The sequence below is a fragment of the Pseudomonas sp. Nvir genome (genome assembly GCF_963778085.1).
In the GTDB taxonomy this organism is placed as follows: domain Bacteria; phylum Pseudomonadota; class Gammaproteobacteria; order Pseudomonadales; family Pseudomonadaceae; genus Aquipseudomonas; species Aquipseudomonas juntendi.
Genome location: NZ_OY970405.1, coordinates 2,207,601 through 2,226,441, shown reverse-complemented (window position 1 = coordinate 2,226,441; position 18,841 = coordinate 2,207,601). Strand labels below are relative to the sequence as shown.

At 52.9% G+C, this 18,841-nt stretch carries 16 protein-coding genes and 1 tRNA gene; 6 read left to right on the top strand and 11 right to left on the bottom strand.

Going from position 1 to position 18,841, the window contains the following annotated elements; all coding sequences use genetic code 11:
• Positions 1 to 85 precede the first annotated feature (85 nt).
• Both AACG97_RS10695 and AACG97_RS10690 read left to right on the top strand, forming a co-directional pair.
• On the top strand, positions 86 to 1,102 hold the full coding sequence (locus AACG97_RS10695) for a carbon-nitrogen hydrolase family protein (protein ID WP_009681591.1): 1,017 nt from the start codon (positions 86 to 88) through the stop codon (positions 1,100 to 1,102).
• A 178-nt stretch (positions 1,103 to 1,280) separates the two neighbouring features.
• Positions 1,281 to 2,504: an MFS transporter gene (locus tag AACG97_RS10690; RefSeq protein ID WP_009681592.1), complete on the top strand. Its 1,224-nt coding sequence runs from the start codon at positions 1,281 to 1,283 to the stop codon at positions 2,502 to 2,504.
• Here AACG97_RS10690 and AACG97_RS10685 read toward each other — a convergent pair.
• The 5 genes from AACG97_RS10685 to mdlC all read right to left on the bottom strand — a co-directional run bounded on the left by AACG97_RS10685 (position 2,473) and on the right by mdlC (position 9,498).
• Complete coding sequence (locus AACG97_RS10685) at positions 2,473 to 3,498, bottom strand: helix-turn-helix domain-containing protein (RefSeq protein ID WP_009681593.1); 1,026 nt, start codon at positions 3,496 to 3,498, stop codon at positions 2,473 to 2,475. The genes AACG97_RS10690 and AACG97_RS10685 overlap by 32 nt on opposite strands.
• A gap of 164 nt (positions 3,499 to 3,662) precedes the next feature.
• Positions 3,663 to 4,937, bottom strand: a complete 1,275-nt coding sequence (locus AACG97_RS10680) for an OprD family porin (RefSeq protein WP_009681594.1) — start codon at positions 4,935 to 4,937, stop codon at positions 3,663 to 3,665.
• 95 nt (positions 4,938 to 5,032) lie between these two features.
• Positions 5,033 to 6,511, bottom strand: coding sequence for an aldehyde dehydrogenase family protein (locus tag AACG97_RS10675; protein WP_197885059.1), 1,479 nt, complete (start codon positions 6,509 to 6,511; stop codon positions 5,033 to 5,035).
• Between the two features lie 21 nt (positions 6,512 to 6,532).
• A complete protein-coding gene (locus AACG97_RS10670; protein ID WP_033690009.1) occupies positions 6,533 to 7,867 on the bottom strand; it encodes an MFS transporter in 1,335 nt (444 codons plus the stop codon).
• Between the two features lie 41 nt (positions 7,868 to 7,908).
• Positions 7,909 to 9,498 carry a benzoylformate decarboxylase gene (gene mdlC / locus AACG97_RS10665; protein ID WP_033690010.1) on the bottom strand — a complete coding sequence of 530 codons (1,590 nt, stop codon included), beginning with the start codon at positions 9,496 to 9,498 and terminating at the stop codon, positions 7,909 to 7,911.
• A 111-nt stretch (positions 9,499 to 9,609) separates the two neighbouring features.
• Here mdlC and AACG97_RS10660 point away from each other — a divergent pair, with 111 nt between their 5' ends.
• Positions 9,610 to 10,518 carry a LysR family transcriptional regulator gene (locus tag AACG97_RS10660; RefSeq protein ID WP_009681223.1) on the top strand — a complete coding sequence of 303 codons (909 nt, stop codon included), beginning with the start codon at positions 9,610 to 9,612 and terminating at the stop codon, positions 10,516 to 10,518.
• A 47-nt stretch (positions 10,519 to 10,565) separates the two neighbouring features.
• Here the strand turns inward: AACG97_RS10660 and AACG97_RS10655 are convergent, their stop codons facing one another.
• The 5 genes from AACG97_RS10655 to AACG97_RS10635 form a co-directional block, all read right to left on the bottom strand.
• Positions 10,566 to 11,867 carry a carbohydrate porin gene (locus AACG97_RS10655; RefSeq protein WP_009681224.1) on the bottom strand — a complete coding sequence of 434 codons (1,302 nt, stop codon included), beginning with the start codon at positions 11,865 to 11,867 and terminating at the stop codon, positions 10,566 to 10,568.
• Between the two features lie 40 nt (positions 11,868 to 11,907).
• Positions 11,908 to 13,419, bottom strand: coding sequence for an indoleacetamide hydrolase (gene iaaH / locus AACG97_RS10650; RefSeq protein WP_009681225.1), 1,512 nt, complete (start codon positions 13,417 to 13,419; stop codon positions 11,908 to 11,910).
• A gap of 97 nt (positions 13,420 to 13,516) precedes the next feature.
• Positions 13,517 to 14,242 carry a helix-turn-helix transcriptional regulator gene (locus AACG97_RS10645; RefSeq protein WP_115293845.1) on the bottom strand — a complete coding sequence of 242 codons (726 nt, stop codon included), beginning with the start codon at positions 14,240 to 14,242 and terminating at the stop codon, positions 13,517 to 13,519.
• Between the two features lie 532 nt (positions 14,243 to 14,774).
• Positions 14,775 to 15,830, bottom strand: a complete 1,056-nt coding sequence (locus AACG97_RS10640) for a recombinase (RefSeq protein WP_197885058.1) — start codon at positions 15,828 to 15,830, stop codon at positions 14,775 to 14,777.
• A gap of 35 nt (positions 15,831 to 15,865) precedes the next feature.
• Positions 15,866 to 16,132: a hypothetical protein gene (locus tag AACG97_RS10635; RefSeq protein ID WP_009681229.1), complete on the bottom strand. Its 267-nt coding sequence runs from the start codon at positions 16,130 to 16,132 to the stop codon at positions 15,866 to 15,868.
• Positions 16,133 to 16,205: 73 nt separating this feature from the next.
• On the opposite strand from AACG97_RS10635, the gene AACG97_RS10630 reads away from it, so the two are divergent.
• Positions 16,206 to 16,290, top strand: a tRNA-Leu gene (locus tag AACG97_RS10630).
• A 499-nt stretch (positions 16,291 to 16,789) separates the two neighbouring features.
• Positions 16,790 to 17,203 (top strand): DoxX family protein, encoded by a 414-nt coding sequence (locus AACG97_RS10625; RefSeq protein WP_009681230.1) that lies wholly within the window; start codon positions 16,790 to 16,792, stop codon positions 17,201 to 17,203.
• Position 17,204: 1 nt separating this feature from the next.
• Here AACG97_RS10625 and AACG97_RS10620 read toward each other — a convergent pair whose 3' ends face one another.
• Positions 17,205 to 17,408, bottom strand: a complete 204-nt coding sequence (locus AACG97_RS10620) for a hypothetical protein (protein WP_009681231.1) — start codon at positions 17,406 to 17,408, stop codon at positions 17,205 to 17,207.
• Positions 17,409 to 17,809: 401 nt separating this feature from the next.
• Here AACG97_RS10620 and adhP point away from each other — a divergent pair, with 401 nt between their 5' ends.
• Positions 17,810 to 18,820: an alcohol dehydrogenase AdhP gene (gene adhP / locus AACG97_RS10615; protein WP_009681232.1), complete on the top strand. Its 1,011-nt coding sequence runs from the start codon at positions 17,810 to 17,812 to the stop codon at positions 18,818 to 18,820.
• The last annotated feature ends 21 nt before the right edge of the window (positions 18,821 to 18,841 follow it).

The following is an 18,841-nucleotide window of genomic DNA, read 5'->3' as shown; positions in this document are numbered from 1 at the left end:
GAGCAATTTCCCTGACATGGATGATCAAAAGGCGGATTCAACTGGCGATTAGACTGAGGCCGACCCAGGCCAAGAGGACACCGCCATGCCAGTCTCACACCCCTCTTTTAGGGTAGCAGCCGTCCAGGCAGCTCCCGTTTTTCTCAACCTTGACGCGACTATCGACAAAGCTATTGGCCTTATCGGGCAAGCGGCCCAAGAAGGCGTTGAGCTCATCGCTTTCCCGGAAAATTTCTTCCCAGGCTACCCCTTCTTTCTGTGGCTGGGCACGCCCGCCTGGTCGATGCAGTTCGTCCAGCGTTACCACGATAATTCGATGATGGTCGACAGCGTCGAATACAGGCGACTTGAGGAGGCGGCCAAGCGTCACAATATTCACCTTTCTATTGGATTCAGCGAAAGATCAGGGGGCAGCCTGTATATGGCTCAGGCCTTGATCAGCAATAAAGGCGTCACGTTAAGCACACGCAGAAAGCTCAAGCCCACGCTAGTGGAGCGCTGTTTGTTTGGTGAAGGGGATGGCAGCGACCTGACAGTCGTTGACACCAGTCTCGGAAAGATCGGATCACTGTGTTGCTGGGAGCATGTCCAGCCACTTACCAAATATGCAATGTATGCGCAGCACGAGCAGATACATATCGCAGCCTGGCCCAGCTTCTCACTGTATAGGGACGTTGCCTACTCGCTTGGGCCTGAGGTGAACACGGCTGTCACCCAGACGTATGCAGTTGAAGGTCAGTGCTTCGTCATCGCACCCAGCTCCGTTGTCAGCCCGGAGATGATTGAAATCCTGTGCATGAACGATGACGCTCGAAAGCTTTTGCCTGAGGGTGGTGGGCACGCCCGAATTTTTGGCCCAGATGGTTCGCCTTTAGCTTCTCCAATCGATGAGCATTCTGAAGGGCTACTACTTGCAGATTTGGATCTGGGAGTGCTCAGTCTCGCTAAGCTCGCTGCTGATCCCGCCGGTCATTACTCGAGACCTGATGTTACTCAACTTTTGTTAAACAAGTCTCCACGCCGACCCGTTGTGGTCATCAATGAAGGTCAAATAAACGAAACCAACATTATCCAGTCGGAGGAAGTGCCCGAAATAAATTGAGAGTGGTGAGATTCAACACGAAGATGTTGACCTCTCTGCAATTCAGCTCACTGCCTAATAACAATACTTGTGGAGCTCCTATGAAAAATTTCGCCGCGTGCGCCTGGTGTCCGGTGTAGCTTACGGCTTTGGTTTTTAAATAACATTAAAATTTGAATTCAAAGGTCACAAGCACATCATGAAATCGATGACGTATGAGTTTAAGATTGTACTTTTGCTTGCCTTGCTTTTCGGTATAGTAGGGCTTGACCGATTTGTGGTTCTATACCTGTTCCCGGTTATTATTCCGGAGCTTGGTTTGAACAACATGCAGGCAGGAGCTGTAGCATCTGTGTTGGCGTTAACTTGGGCGATATCAACTTGGGTGCTGGGGAGTTTGTCCGATAAATATGGACGAAAAAGAGTCCTTATTTATTCTAGCGTCTTTTTCTCCCTGATGACTTGGATGACTGCATTGGCAAAAAGCTTCACCAGTATGCTCGTGGTTCGAGGCTTACTGGGCGTAGGAGAAGGTGGCGTATTCAGCACCAGCGTAGCTGCAATCGCCATGGCATCACGGCCCGAAAAAAAGGGGATGAACTTAGGGATCCATCAGGCATTTTTCCCCCTGCTTGGAATCGGTCTGGGCCCCATCATCGCCACTCAACTTAATAACTACATGCCATGGGAGATGGTGTTTGTTGTGGTTGGCATTCCTGGTTTGATCTTAGCGTTTTGTATTGCCAAGGTTATGAAGGAGCCGAATGCGCCACTTGAACAAAATTCACCACACGAGAATGCTGGAGCGTTTGCAGCCCTGCGTTACCGAAATATATGGGTAGCAACGGTTGCCGGATGTTTCTTCCAGACTGGACTATTCGTATTCTCCACTTTCGTCGCGCTCTACCTAACAAAAGTCGTTGGGCTTGAGCTTGATACAGTCGGAATCATCATCTCCGGCTGGGGCTTTGGTGGTTTCATCGGCATGATCGCGATGCCCGCCATCTCAGACCGTTTGGGCAGGAAGCCAATCATGGTCGCCTGCGCCGCTGTGTACAGCGTTTTGATGCTGATATTTGCTTTGTACCCATTACCACCGGCGGCCATGTTCGGGCTGCTGTTCGTTGCGGGGATTTTTGGGTTTGGTACTGCACCTATTTTCCTGGCAATCATTCCCGCAGAAACGGTACCAAGCCGCATTGTAGGCAGTGCAGTAGGTATTCCAACCTGTGTCGGAGAAATGCTCGGTGGCGTTGTCATGCCCATTGTTGCAGGTGGGTTGGCTGACCAGTTTGGATTGCAATATCCAATGATAATGGTGGGGGTGGCGTTCGCAGCTATCGCTGTCGTCTCAATCGCTTTTGTGGAGACAGCTCCACTCGCGTTAAAGGCTAAAGGTGCTCCCTTGGCAACACAGGCTTGAGGGGAGTTTTCTTACCCGCCTCTTGGGTTCCTTGTGAGTGCAGCGACCGGTACTCACGAGGGCTCAGGCCAGTATATTTTTTGAACGCTCGACTAAAGTGCGCGTTACTTGAAAAACCCCAATCATAGGCGATGTCGCTAATCAAGCGGTTGGCTGTGACTGGGCTAATCAAATCTTGCTGGCATGCTTCAATTCGCCGCCTAACAATAAACTCACCTACGGACAATGGCTGATGCACGAATGCTCTATGCACCGAGCTCAAAGACATTTTCAGGGCAGTAGCTACAGCATCTACAGTCAAACCAGGATCATAAAGATTATCCTCAATGAATTGCCTTACCCTTCCAGCGTGATAATTAGATAAACGTGAATTTGGCTTCTCATTGACTCCGCAGACGCCATCAAGGCCTATGCTTAACATTTCCAACAAAGGTTTTGCCAGATCGTCCATTTTAATATCTGGACTGCTCTCTTTCTCTTCAAATATATTAAGCATCAAATTTGAAATAATTCTGCCGATGCCGGTCATGGTATCGATAGGCAGGGCCACGGCATTGCTTGCCGCAGGAGAATATAGCCGCATTGTGTCCACTGGAATCCTAATGGAGCACATTCTGAAAGTTTCGAGAAGCTCGACCTTGTATTCGCTTCTTGTGTCATACAGCACCAACTGCCCGGGGTAGACTCGGCACATTCTGTCATTTTGAGAAAGATCACAAACACCCTCAGTTAGAAGGCTGAGTATGAAAAATTCCTCGGACTGAGTGTGATTGTTTGCTCTCTGTACCGCGTGCGGGGTAGCACGGAGGTCGATGAGATCGAGATTTCCGAGTGCATTGTGGGAGAGCGAGGCCTGAAAAGAAGTGCTAGCGCTGTGAGCCAACCTGGAACCAAGGCTACATTTGAGCTCCACGAAGTATTTTTTACTGATCTCGTTCCAGAAGCTAGGCACATCCGATCCGGGGACGGCTGCAGTGGTGATGAATGTACCCATTTCGAAAGCCCCACCTACAAATAAGAGTGAGTCAAGCAAGTTTTGTACCGAAGATGCCGTCTTGGTGACATGGAGTGTTCGGCGGCCTGTAGATTAACAAATTGCAGAGCGCCTATGCTCACTCATGTGCAAGACGCCCCGGAATGGAGCGCCTTGGGAGGATTTCAAAACTTGTAGGTATAGGTGGTGATCAGGCGGTTCTCGTCGTAATCTGCTCCTGCCAAGGTGGCAGAACCATATCGAGTCTTGACATCAATGTGCCGCCATTCAAAGCCAAGGCCGGCGAGTGGGCCACTCTGGATCACATAGTTTAGAACCAGGTTGAGTTCGCTCTCCACGTTCTTATCAAGGTTGTCGCCACGATCAATACCCGTACCTCTCATGTATCGAGTCATGAAACGCAGCCCGGGAATACCGGAAGCGGCGAAGTCATAGTCGTAACGGGCTTGCCATGAGCTTTCGTTTGGCTTGAAGAAGCCTAACGTCGACCAGTTAACCAAGTAGGGTTGCGGAGCATAGCCATTGAAAACGGGGAACCCATCGTCACCAAGCATGCGCTGGTAGGCAATTGTGAATGTATGACCTCCTTTTTTCAGGGCAGTCATGACGCCATATGCCTGGTTGTCGATTTCCCCGTAAAGCGCCGCGCCATCTTCGGTGTTATGGTAATAGCGAAGATCAGTCTTCAGGCTATATCCATCCCCGAATGGAAGAACATGAGCTAATCCGAGATAATTTTGCTTATAGATGTCTTCCAGCTGGCCGTAAAAGTATGTTGCGGAAAGCGATTTACTTAGCTCGTAAGTTCCGCCCGCAAAATTTAGGCCGTCACTGCGGGCTACCCGACCACTCCCGGTCATTAAGTAAATCTTTTCTCTGTTAGATGACTCGCGTGATGCGATCTCAGTGATCCTGCCTGCGGTAACACTAAGACCGTCAATCTCTTTAGATTCAATGAGAGCGCCTTGGTAGGTGGTCACTAATTGGCGCGAGTCATCAATGTAGGCTACTGGTAACATCGGGCGAAGCTCGCCGACCTTGAGCTCAGTTTTTGAGAACCGGGCTTTACCTGTTACACCTGTACGCCCGTAAACTCGAGCTTGTGACTGGCTTGAAGCGTGATAGGGCAAGACGCTATCCGGGCCTCTGCCGCCGCCTCCGTCAAGCCTGTAGGCCCATTGGGAATCGACATCCAGGCCGAACTGAACGGGCCCTTCCGTGTAACCTGAGTTTATACGCAGATCGAAGCCTTGGCTCCAGCTGCCAACACGGGATTTTGGTGCATCGGACTGATGAAAGTCGCGGTCAATATAGGCATTGCGCATTCCTAAACTGACGGAAGTATCATCTAGAAAGTCAGCGTGCGCGACTGAAAAAGGTATTGAAATAGAAATACCCAGGACGAGCGCCCCATACAACCCTTGAGGGAAGTTATGCATTACTTCTCACCTTTATTATTTTTGGATGGTGAATCACAGCTGGCTCCCATCATGGGAGCCAGCTGGAACAGCTTTAAATTATCGAGCTTTTTCGATCAGAACGGATACTTGCGAGGAACGCTTTGAACACTGATCCAATGATCAGTTGTGAACTCTTCAATCGCCCACTCACCATTGAATCGGCCAAGCCCCGAGTTTTTCTCCCCCCCGAATGGAGCATGAGCTTCATCATTCACCGGGATATCGTTCACATGAGTCATCCCGGCTTTGATCTTGCGAGCGAAACGTGCACCACGTTCCAGGTCGCCAGTGAACACGGCGCTCGACAGTCCGAATTCACTGTCGTTTGCCAGCTCGAGAGCATGTGCTTCGCTGTCAGCCTTCTGAATGCCTACGAGCGGCCCAAAGATTTCGTCCCTGGCAATCTCCATGTTCGCTGTGACGTCAACAAACACATGCGGCGGTAGTACCTGACCATTAGGCTCTCCGCCTACTACCAGCTTGGCCCCTTCTTCATGGGCGCGATGGATCTTCTCAACCAGGCCCTGAAGCTGCTTTTGGTTGATCACTGGGCCGATCACGGTGTCAGGCAGGCTTGGATCACCCACCTTCAAGGCTTTGACCCGCGCTACATATTTGTCGACGAACGCATCGTACAGAGGGCTTTCCACAATGATCCGGTTGATGGCCATGCAAATCTGCCCTTGGTGCAGGAATTTGCCCATGACCGCAGCCGCTACCGCTTGATCGAGATCGGCATCAGCCAAGACCACGAACGGGCTGTTACCGCCCAGCTCAAGTGCCACATGTTTCAGGTGCTTCCCGCCACTGGCAATACGGCCAATGTTCGCTCCAACCGGGGTCGACCCTGTGAAGGAAATGAATTTGGGAACCGGGTGCTCAACGAAGGCGTCGCCGATCTCTGCGCCAGGGCCGACCAGAACACTGATTACTCCAGCCGGTACGCCTGCTTCTTCAAAAATACGAGCGCTGAGAAGACCACCAGTCACGGGTGTATCGCTCGCAGGCTTGATGACGACTGCGTTACCCAAAGCCAGTGCAGGTGCTACAGAGCGCTGTGTCAGGTGGAATGGGAAATTCCACGGGCTGATTACGCCGACAACGCCCAGTGGTTCGCGGTAAACGCGGTTCTCTTTGCCTGGAACATTGGAGGGCAGAATGCGGCCATGGACACGTCCAGGGAACGAAGCCGATTCCAGGGTGATGCTACGCGCAGCCCCCCATTCAATTTGAGCTTTGATGCGGGTCGAGCCTGATTCTTTGATGATCCACTCGATGATTTCTTCCTTGCGTTCATCGAAGATCTGAACCGCACGCAACATAATCCCAGACCGTTGAGCAGGGCCCATTTCTTTCCAGGCTACTTGTGCCTCTTGGGCCGCAGCATAGGCTTCATTGAGATCTTCACGGTTTGCCTGCTCGATCTGGAGCAAGGTTTCACCGCTATAAGGGTTGGTGTCTTGAAGGGCCTTGCCGGCGCGACCCTCGCGCCATTTGCCTGCAATTGGCAAAAGATTCAAATCGGCGTAACGATCGGTTTTTTGCTCGCTCATGATGTACTCCTAGTCTCGAATTCAGGAATGCGCGTCGATGGCGCTGGTACGGATGTCTGAACGCTCTTTCGCTGCATTCTTGATGAGGACGATAGCGAAAATCGCGATCACTCCTGGTGCTGCACACAGTAGGAAATTGAGCTGAGTTGGCAGGTTCAGACTGAGCATCAAGCCGCCCAAGGCCGGGCCTGCCACACCACCGAACCGACCGATTGCTGAGCACCAGCTGACGCCCGTGCCACGGATCGTGCTTGGGTACTGCTGGGCTGCAAAAGCATGGATGACAGCCAAAGTACCGATGGTGGTGGCTCCCGCAATCAACAGCATGACGTTCAACACAAACGGGCCGGGCTTGATGCCTAGGATGCTGAGGGAAACCACCGCCAAGGCGAAGAAAAGGATCAGGGTAGCTTTGCACCCCCACTTGTCAGCGAGCCAACCTCCACCTAGGGCGCCGATAGTCGCACCGAGGTTCAGAATCACCAGGAACATCAGGCTCGATCCAAGGGGATAACCTGCAGCGACCATGATCTTGGGCAACCAGGTGTTCAAGCCATAAACCATCAGCATGCACATCCCGAAGCCGAGCCAGAGGAATACCGTACCAACCGCTCGGCCTTCGCTGAAAAGACGAGACAGAGGGGTGCTTGTCGAGGATTTCTCTACGGACTCAACGTGAACGTTGGCGATGTCTACGTGCGGATTAAGGCGTTGCAGCAGCTCTGCAGCCTTGGCCTTATCTTTGCTCAGCAAGAATGCCAAGGACTCAGGCAGTTGGCGGTACATCCAAGGCATCGCGAGCAGGGGCAGACCACCTACCAGAAACGTTGCTTCCCATCCAAATCTAGGGATGATCCAGATCGCTATCATCGCGGATGCCATAGCTCCTACGGAATAGAAGCTCAACATGATGGTGGTGAGACTGCTGCGACGAGCCGCAGGGGCCAAATCGTTCATCAAAGCCACGATATTGGGAATCGCGGCTCCCAGCCCCACGCCAGTGACAAATCGCAGGACTGCGAAGCTTGGTGCGTCCCAGGCAACAGCTGTAGCCAGAGCACAGCAGCTTGCTAGGCTCATCGAGCCCAAGATGATTTTTCGTCGACCTAACCGGTCGGCCAGGGGGCCGATAAGCACAGCGCCGAACATCATCCCGAACAGCGCGGCGCTGCCCATCCAACCTGCGTGAATTGGTGAAATTGCCCACTCTTCCATGAGACGGGGTACAACAGATCCGTAGATGACCAGATCGTACCCATCGAACAGCATGATAAACGAACACCAAAAAAGGAGCCCGTAGTGCAAACGCCCGAGTGGGGCGTTCGCGGCAGCTGATAGCGCACTTTGATTAGACATAGTAAGCACTTCTCTTGTTGTTATAATGTATGACAGATTTCTTAGTGAGGCTGGATAGTTACAGTTGGAACCTCAATGACAGTTGGTTCCGTGGAGTCCAGGGCTGCACGCAATGCTGCTTCAAACTTCTCTCGGGTATCCGCATTAACCGCTTTAACGCCATAGCCTTTGGCAATCGCACAGAAGTCCAAGCCAGGAACGTCGAGGCCTGGTGCGTTATCTACTTCCAATACGCCGGCAAACCATCTGAGGGCACCGTAGGTTCCATTTTTCAAAATCACGAAAACTACTGGGATTTTGTATTGGGCAGCAGTCCAAAGAGCGGTGATCCCGTAATTAGCGGAACCATCACCAATCAGTGCTACTACGCGGCGATTTGGCTCTGCCAACTGGACACCTACTGCGGCAGGCAAGCCGAAGCCCAAACCACCAGCTGCCGGGAAGTAATAGCTGCCAGGGTTTTGAAGGTTCATGCGCTGCCAGAAAGCAGTGGTCGTCGAAGTAGATTCCTTCACATAGATGGCGTCTGACGGGGCAACTGCGTCGAGAACCTCGAACAGCGAATCGGGGTGCAAGCGATTGGGTTCGTCTGCGGCGGCAGGGGCGATTTCACGCTGTGCTGGATAAGCGATGTCACGCTGCCGAACGGCTTCAGCCACAGCGCTTAGGGTGGCCCGGATGTTACCGATTAGAGAATCGCCCATTGGCGCGCGCGCGGCTTCTTGGGGGTCGGAGGTGATCTGAATCAGGCGGGCACCTGCCGGCAGGTAATCACCTGGAGCGAACTGGTGGTAGCGGAATACTGGAGCACCTACGACCAAAATCAGGTCATGACCATCAAGCGTTTTGCTAATCCCAGCGATAGCAGCTGGCAGTACGCCACGGAAGCTAGGGTGGCGGGTCGGGAACGGGCAACGTGAAGCGGATGGAGCCACCCAGACAGGCAGGCGAAGCTTATCCGCCAGCATTACTGCAGCGTGGTTCGCACGCGTGGCATCAACATCCGGGCCCAGAACCAAAACCGGGTTCTTGGCTGCGTCGAGCCGCTGAGCGAGCACCGCCAATTGCCGGGTATCTGGCAGGCCGGCAACTTGCACTTCGCGATCTACCAGATGCTCAACACCTGCAGGAGAGTCCTGCTCCCAATCATCGTAGGGAATCGAAAGGTAAACGGGAGCCTTGGGCTCTGTGTTGGCGATGTGGATGGCCTGGCTCAGCGCACGTGGTACGTCCTGGGCGTTGGCGGGCTCGTAGCTCCACTTCACTAGGGGCTTGGGAAGTTGTGGCGCATCCACGTTTGCCAGCATCGCTTCGACGCCGATCATCGAACGAACCTGTTGGCCTGCAGTGATCACCAAAGGGCTGTGGGAGTACACGGAGTTGGTGAGCGCTCCCATGCCGTTTCCGGTGCCTGCGGCAGCGTGGAGGTTTACGAAAGCAGGCTTGCCGCTCGCCAGCGCATAGCCATCCGCCATACCCACCACTGCGCCCTCGTGCAAGCCGAGGATGTACTGGAAGTCCTCCGGGAAGTCTTTCAGGAAGGGCAATTCGTTGGAGCCAGGGTTGCCGAACATGGTGGTCATGCCATGACGGCGAAGCAGGGCGTAGGAGGCGGAATGTATTGTTTTCACTTAGAGAATTCCCGTTGGTACGTGACAGGACTATCGTAAAAAGCGCTTAAGAATCGATCAAATCAATGTTTTGTGTGTACTATATAGACAGCCTTTATTTTGGTGCCTGTTATGCCCCAGTTCGATTTCAACCTCATCACGGCCTTCATTACGCTATATGAAACCGGCAGCGTGACCGTTTCAGCTGAGCGCCTTTGCGTCACTCAGCCGTCCGTCAGCTACTCGCTGGCTAAGCTTCGGGAGCAGTTTGACGATGCTCTTTTCGTGCGAAGTAGCCAGGGGATGCAACCCACCAGGCTGGCTGCTCAGCTGTACCCAGGCTTTAAGGAAGCCTCGAGGTGCATTGATACCGTGGTGGCAGATGCGAAGCGCTTTGAGCCAAGCCACTCCACCAGACGATTCAAACTTGCACTGTCTGACCTGGGAGAAATGGCCTTTCTGCCGGGCTTGATGCATAACTTCAATGTGACGGCTCCAAACATAGAGCTGGAAATTGTTCCTCTAGAAATTGAGTCTGTTGGCACTTGGCTGAGTGAGGGTCATGTTGACGCCGCAATCTGCAGCCGGACTCTTACCGCAGCTGGTATCTCATCAAAAACGTTACTTTCTGAACGTTACGTCTGCCTGCTTGATGGTGCTCACCCTCGTATTGGATCTGACCTATCTATGGAGCAGTTCAAGATCGAACCCCATGTGTTAGTCACCAGAACCTCAGGACACGGGATGGCAGAGGATGTCCTGCAGCGGCTTGGTATCAAGCGGAGAATTAAACTGAAGCTTCCCCACTTCTCAGTCCTGCCGAAAGTAATTCCAGGTACTGAGCTTCTTGTCATTCTGCCAAGCAGGATTGCCAAGAGCTTCTGCGAGATGCCGCTGCCTTCCAAGTTGAAAACAATGGAGTTACCGTTTGAGGTTCCATGCTTTGAAGTGACGTTGCATTGGCACTCACGCAGTGAGCAATCTACTGCGCTTACTTGGTTTATCAACCAAGTCCAGGCAGCAATTGGCGAAAACGAGTGATTCAACGGAGGTTGCCCACCTTTAGTGGTAGGCAACCATCGATTTATCTACAGTCCAATCTGCGAGCCCAGGTCGTAGACGACTTGAAGGCCGAGCACCGTGCCATTTCCGCTCACCTCAGCGCTTGGGTTGTAAAAGTTGCTCGGATTGAAGATGTACTGAACGCTCGGCTCAAATGACAGGTACTTGGTTGCCTGCCAATGCATGTTCAGCTCGACCCGAGACTCTCCCTTTGACATATGCTGATCTAGGCCAGTTGCAGCGAAGCGCTGCTGATTCTGGAAATCAACTTGCTTGTCGGACAGGCGCAGGTAGCTAGCCTTGAGGCTTACAGAATCCTGAGGTCGACCGAATGGCCCCACTCGGGTAACACCAGCCTCTAGGAAATGCTCGAACGGCTGCGAGTTGTCAGCATTGTATGACCATGCCCCGAACACCTGCCAGGCCTGGCCAAGCGACTTGGGATCTGAGAGGTCATCACGAGCCACGGTCTGACTGAACCGGAAGATGGCCCCGCTGCTGCCTCGATGTTTCGAGCCATCAGAAATATCTATCTGCTCAGCGCTGTTGTGGAAGGCATTAAGCTCATAGCGGTATGGATAGGGGTTCTGGGCAATTGTCTGCTCAAGGCCCACCCCGGCGAGGCTGGTTGCTCCGCTGGCATTGCCCGGATCCCAGTGAACCCCCTTAGTTTTTTTAAGATAGTCTTCGGGGTTGGATTCGAATACACCACCGTGAACATACATATTGTCATTCACAGTGTATTTGGCATAGCCACCCCAGCTGCCATATGGGTAAGGCAGAATGCCGGTTGTGTACTCAATCAGTGGGTCGTTGCATGCTACGATAGTCCCACAGTTGGACACATAGAAGTAACGCTTGGCGTTAGTCCGACCAGCTGTAATTTGCAAACGATCATCCAGGAAATTCTGGCTGTACGCAAAGAGCGACAAATAGCCTGCATCGATGTCATTGTGCATCACCGAACCGGCCAGAGCACTGCCCACTGCACCTTGCCATTTATCGGCAGTAGGTACGCCCTCATTCCTCATCCAAGGGAAGAAAGTGTACTCGAAGTGAAAAGTACCCAGGTTGTTATCAAGTAGCTTGCCGAGGTCTAAATCGGCTCCTGCAAAGATCGCCCCCGCATTCGCAAAGCTGTGGGGGCGTGGCCCCGTGTCCAGATTTTTAAGAGATTGGTTCGTGACGACATAATGCGGTTTGAATGCGCTGTCATCTCCCAACGCAACGCTGGATAATAAGACTCCAGTGATTGCGGTGATGGTCAATACCGCTTTAAAACTTAATTCACGCACAGGGGTGCCCGCAAAGCTTTTATACTTATTCATACGTCTACCCAGAACTCAAAAATAGCTATTGACTTGCTTTTCAGTGAGCGATGCTTGGAATCGGGCCAGGGCCCCAAATCGACTCAAGGGTTCGGCTAATGGCGAGAAGCTCGTCATCTTGGCCAGGTAGGGAGTCAATCTCCATTCCTACGGGAAGCTTGGATTTTTCACCTAGGCCAATTGGAATGCTCAAGCCGGGCATTTTTACATTACTGCTCGGATCGGAGTTCCGGATGATGCGTAGGAAGTTTTCAGGGGTTCCGGCTTCTGGGCCAGTTTTGATTGCCACCTCAGGAACAGCAGGGAACAGAAGTGCGTCAATTTTGTTCTCTGCGAAAGTGCGCTTATAGAGTTCTTCCAGTCTAGGAAGGCTTTCTTTGATGGCTTGGTCATAGATAGGCTGACCCGCGACCATCTTTCCATCAGCACCAGGAACGAGTACCGGAACAACCATGTCGTTGAAAATGGCCTTGACGTCAGGGCTTGCTACCTGTGAAGCCAACTGGTCGAACGAGACACCAGTATTTTGCTCCTTCAGATATGCTGAGAGTGCTTTCTTGGCCTCAACAATCGCTACGGGAGTGGCTACTGCCGCAGCAAGCTCTTTGAGCTTAGGCATCTGAACTGGCACGACCTGCACGCCTGCTGCCTGGAGTTTTTCAAGTGCTTGACTTGCAGCTTTCCCTACGTCGCTATCCAGATCTGCCCAAAAGAAATCCGGTAGTCCGAGGCGGATTCCATTTGCTGGTTTTGCGGGCAATGGGTTTTTCCCGCTTAGAATTGAGTCGAGTAACACCACATCCCCGACTGTATTCGCCATGGGCCCTGCTGTATCACGGGTAGGGGAAATGGGGGTGATACCCTGACCGCTGTAGCGACCAACCGTGGGGCGGAAACCTAAGCAGCCATTCAACGCACAAGGTTCTCGAGTTGACCCACCTGTGTCAGTACCCAGTGCTATAGGCACCATTCTCGCTCCAAGAGCAACTGCGCTGCCAGATGACGAGCCACCTGAGATCCGAGATTGGTCGAAAGCGTTACGAATGCCGATCACATCTTTGGTGTGATAACCCAGGTTGTACCCCGTCACGCCAAACGCCAACTCATGCATGTTGGTTTTGCCGAGGATGATTGCCCCAGCGGCCTCGAGCTTGTCGATGATAGGGGCGTTCGCCTTAGGCATGAAATGGCGCAAGGCTGGAGTGCCAGCAGTATTTGCGAAACCTACAACTTGAATGTTGTCTTTGATGGCAATCGGGACGCCATCGAGTGGCCTGCATTCCCTACCGCTTGAAAGCCGAGCATCGACCTTTTTAGCTTCCGCCAAGGCACGTCGGTGATCTACAGCGATGAACGCGTTGAGCTGGGGGCGTGCATCAATCCGCTGTAACCAGTATTTGACTACTTCCTGGCTGGTGACCTGCTTGCTGCAGATTGCCTGAGCGGTCTGCTCAGCGCTGAGGGTGTAGAGAGGGCTCAGAGCTTCCGCAGCGTAGCTGTTTGAAATTCCGGATGTGATGGTCAAAGCCAGCAGTGCTGTTTTTTTATTCACGTTAGGTTTCCGAGGTTTGGCCGATACCCCTCCGGCACCGGTGCCTCATTTACCCATACGGAGAACTACTCAAAAATCCTCATAATTGAGGATGTGTTCAGTGGGGCCGGCCCCGTACCGCCAGTTCGGTACGATTGCTTGCACCAGTTTTGTGCATCGCATTCTTGAGGTGCGTTCTGACTGTGGTAAATCCAATACCCATCAAACGTGCGATCTCCTTGTCGCTGCAACCTGCTGCGACGTGTTCGATCACCGATACCTCCCGCCTGGTAAGGCCCACGCCAGGGGGCGGAGAGACGCACGACAACGACTGTTCGAAATAGGGCGTTAGGGCGTTCACCATGGCCACATCGCGATAGTTGAATGATGGCTGGTCGGCGCTACGCCATATCCTCAGGTCTCCGATGTCGCGCCCTTGATCAAAGAAGAAGACGTTGATCCCGTGGTGCATACCGCATGGCTTCAGAAAATCAACGTAATGCTCACTGGCCTCGAGCGATTTCCGGTCGATCACATCATCTACACAGGTCGCTGTCCTCAATGACCGCATTTTCCAGGTGACGATGTCATTCACATGCCTGTGGCTGTCGTATTCGATGAGCTTGCGGGAATCGATGTTCAGCGATACACAACGCGTGGAAACTGCGCGCCTATCGTCGCAAACGTATGAAGCCCCGAAGTCGGATTTGAGAAGCTTGGTAACATCCACCAGGATTTGACGCCTCACATCCTCCTGGTCACCACCAGAGGCTTTGAGCCTCCAGATGACCTGTGTGAAGAGGTCAAGCTCGTCAGTGGTCATGTCCACTTGATTATTTTTCATGATCGACCTCCTACAAGAAACGCATTTCCTTAGCAAAAAGCGTACCTCGACTGTGTGCGGCTGACCCTTTCCGAGAATTTTTGGGGACAAACCATTCAAGCCCACTCGTGCATCCTGCTCGGTCTGCATTGCGGCTGGCAGGTAAAGCGGATTCTGGAGTGAGGTTGCTGCTGGGCCGCTTGTGCCTTAGATTGCGGCCACTTATAGGCAGCACCCCACACCCAAGGATACGTCCAGATGCAGCCCCTCCATGAATGGGAAGTTCAGCTTGCTGGCGGCAACTCCATGCTGCTGCACAACATTGCTTCGCACAACGAAACGACCGGTCACTTCTAGTGCCTCAACAATTAATTCGAGAAAGTTGAATATATAACCAAACCCTCGCAAGGTGTGAATGCGAAATCGCAGTACCAGAGTGCAAAACCGCAGGAACACAAAGCGAAATCACAGTAATCAAGTGCGAAACCACAAGACAATACTGCGACGTCGCAAGCAACTATTGCGATTTCGCTTACAGGTAGTCGAATCGCTGCTAGAGCGATACTGACTTTGCGTCAAGTATTTGAGTGTCGAGAGGTCTCAAGGTGTGCAGAAAGCCACGACAAACGTATCCTTTATCAACCTGGGCGTTGGAATAAATCTCATCTTCGACCCTAATTGCAGCTCGCCGAATCTCTGAGAGATATGCAGTTTTATAGCCATCGGTAACGTCCACGGACTGCCCCTCCCCGTCATGATCGCAGAGGACTTTAATATAAAACGCTCCAACCTCAGCACGCTCAGCAATAGAAATGAAAATGGCTCGAAGAATTTTCCGTGGGAGATGCTTCCTATCGATAAGACTTTCAGAAACTTTAGTCAAAAAGTCCCTGACATTCGACTCACTAATTTTGGGTTGATCGACACCAGCAAATACGCAATCACCACTAGTTTGCCTCATCGCATATAGCAATTGACAATACGCAGAGTCATTGAGTACCAAGTGGAATTCCTCGGAGTTTTTTAGCGAATCAGACTCATCAGCTTTGTCACGAGGAGGTAATACAATATACCTGGTTTCATGACAAACATAGTCTTTCCTGATCTTCTCAATTTCGCCAGGACGAACACCCGAAAAAAGCATAAAGAGAACAGCTGCTGATGCAGTTTTAAATGAGGTTGGGACTTCGCGCCGTGGCTGAGCATCACCAATTTCAATTGCACTTGAGATAACAGCTCCAAGCTCGTTTGGATTTACCCGAATCTTGTCGCGCTTGTTGTCATGCCAATTGCCAAGCGCAGTCATGATATCCACCGGATTGTAAGTATAAATACGCACCCCTGCCTCATCCTTAAAAAAAACGATGACATAAGAGAAAACCGAGCCCAATAACGAAACCGCTTTATTAGCCGAACGGTTGCGCGGCTGACTCATTTCCCCACTAGCCCTCATCACTGGCGCAGTTGTTTTAGCATGCAGTTCAAGCACAATGTCATTCGTCACAGCGATCAACGCTAGATCACCGTACACAGGTCTGATGTAGTTATCGTAGGTTTTCGTATAATCGCCAATAGTGCTTTTAGCAAGTTTAGTTTTATTAGCAATCATCGATTCAAAGGCTTCATTAACAGTAATGCTTTCCCTCAGGCTCTTTTATGCTCCTCAACCAAAATCACATCAAGGTTAGCGTAGATCTTTTCAGCAACCTCCCTGATAACTGGTAGTTTCGTAGACTTGTAGTCGAAGACGTCAATCTTGCGCCGCTGATCTTTAAAGGTTTTTCCACCGGCTTTGGTGACGCGTAAAGCCAAGCCTTTTGTATGAGTGTCATACACATAAATCTCAGACTTACCCTCAGGGCAAACCAGGTCTCTAAGCGCATCTTTAGTGAAATTGATCTTCAATGCCACGCCCACACTCCTTCCTGGCTCTAAACCGTTGATTTCCGCAAGATTTTCGTGTCTAATCGCCAGCTCACATCGCGCCCCGATGGTGAAATTGGTAGACACATCGCACTTAAAATGCGCCGCCGAAAGGTGTGCCGGTTCGAGTCCGGCTCGGGGCACCACTAAACACCCCTTCCTTCGCAAGACCCGGCCATCAGCACCACATTCCTGCTGATCTATCTCTCGTGCCTAAGCTATGTGAGCCTTCACATGCCTTAAAGCTGTCTAAAAAACGATCAATTCATTCGACTCGATAGCTTAGTAGCTCTTGGTAGCGGGCTTGGTAGCTGCGCCGGCAGCTCAACTCAGCACCCAACAGCCCTGCTCAGCTCTCACAAGCCCTCGGCAGCGGTGCAATACTCACTTCAAGGCTTTGATTCTCAAACCTTTTAAGCTCAAGTAAGCCGAGTTCAGCTCTCGTAAGCTTTCAACAGCTCTCGTAAGCGGAATGAGGGGCAGAATGACTTAAAATCTGTCGGCGTGAGCCTTGCGGGTTCGAGTCCCGCCACTCGCACCAAATTCCCCTGAAAAGGCGCCTGCATGGCACCTTTTTAGCGTCTGGCAGCAATGTTTTGCGCAGCTGCTAAAGTGGAGCATACATTCGCCCACTGGAACGCCGCCATGCGCTACTCCCTATTCGATGGTCAACGCGACATCATCATCCTGCTTGCCCGCGTGCTGTTGATGATCCTGTTCGTCTTGTCAGGCTGGGCCAAACTGACCGGTTTCGACGGGACCGTCGCCTACATGACCTCCCTGGGTGCCCCCGCCCCCATGCTGGCGGCCGCAATTGCGGTACTGATGGAGTTCGTGGTCGCCATCCTGCTGATCGTTGGCTTCTATACCCGGCCACTGGCAGCGCTGTTCGCGCTGTTCGTGCTGGGCACCGCGCTGATCGGCCACCCTTTCTGGAACATGGTCGACCCCGAACGCAGTGCCAACATGACCCAGTTCCTGAAGAACATGGCCATTATGGGTGGCCTGCTGCTATTGGCCGTGAGCGGCCCTGGGCGCTTCTCCGTAGACGGGCGCTGAGTCAGTCGTCGCAGTCATCGAACCACGCCGGGTGCTCGAGCCGCTCTTCATCAAGGTCATCGAAGTCACCCGGCGTTTCGTCTTCCTCCAGCTCATCTTCGGCGCCCTGGGCGTCCGCCTCGTGTTCCACGTCGTCGCCATAGAGGAATTCGTGATCGAGCAGATAATCGTGCTCCGGCTCGTGAAGGTCGTCTTGGTCGCGCATGCTGGCTCCTGAAGTGTTTGGCAGGCCTGTATAGGCCGATCGAGGTGCCGGGTCAATGGGGGCTATTAATGCACCGTTAATGCCACCAGCCCAATCTGCAGGCTCTCCCTTCAAACGTTGCTTGCCCGCCTTCATGGCGGGCTTTTTTCCGCCCCGCCAATGACTCCGCCCCAAATGACAGGCTGATCACCTGCGCTTCACGAAATACCGACATCTGCTTGCGCACACTGACCCCGCTCCGTACGTTCTTGCAGCCCGCCGCACATTTGCCGCGGGCTTTTCTTTGTTCGACAGCCTGTGGCTGCTCACCCTCATGATCTGGAGCAGTTTTCCCCTCCCGCGCAAGGTCTATGCTGATCCGGCCATCACCCAAGCTCATTCGGATAGACACGGAGGCTCCTATGAAAGCTGCTGTTGTTGCGCCAGGCCGTCGCGTGGACGTTGTCGAGAAAACCCTGCGCCCACTGGAACACGGCGAAGCGCTGCTGAAGATGCAATGCTGCGGGGTATGCCATACCGACCTGCATGTCAAAAATGGCGACTTCGGTGACAAGACCGGTGTCGTGCTGGGTCACGAAGGCATTGGAGTGGTTCAGGAGGTAGGCCCTGGTGTCACTTCGCTCAAGCCCGGCGACCGCGCCAGCGTTGCCTGGTTTTACCAGGGCTGTGGGCACTGCGAATACTGCACCAGTGGCAACGAAACACTGTGCCGCGAAGTGAAGAATTCCGGCTACACCGTCGACGGCGGCATGGCCGAGGCCTGTATCGTCAAGGCCGACTACTCGGTCAAGGTGCCTGATGGCCTCGACTCTGCAGCGGCCAGCAGCGTCACCTGCGCCGGCGTCACCACCTACAAGGCCGTGAAAAGCTCCAACATTCGCCCCGGCCAGTGGATCGCCGTCTATGGCCTCGGTGGCTTGGGCAATCTGGCCCTGCAATATGCGAAGAATGTGTTCAACGCCAAAGTGATTGCCATCGACGTCAACGACGAGCAACTGCGCTTCGCCAGCGAGATGGGCGCCGACATGGTGGTCAACCCCCGCACCGAGGATGCAGCGAAAGTCATTCAGGCCAAGACCGGTGGTGCCCATGCAGCCGTGGTTACGGCAGTAGCCAAAGCCGCATTCGACTCGGCGGTAGACGCCCTGCGTGCCGGTGGCCGCCTAGTTGCGGTCGGCCTGCCCTCCGAAGCCATGAACCTGAACATCCCCCGCCTGGTACTGGACGGCATCGAAGTAGTCGGCTCGCTGGTGGGCACGCGCCAGGACTTGCAGGAGGCCTTCCAGTTTGCCGCAGAAGGCAAAGTCGTGCCGAAGGTGACACTCCGGCCGATCGAAGACATCAACCAGATCTTCGACGAGATGCTGGAAGGCAAGATCAAAGGCCGCATGGTGATCCAGTTCGAAGGTTGACCTGCTGACTACGCGCCGAAG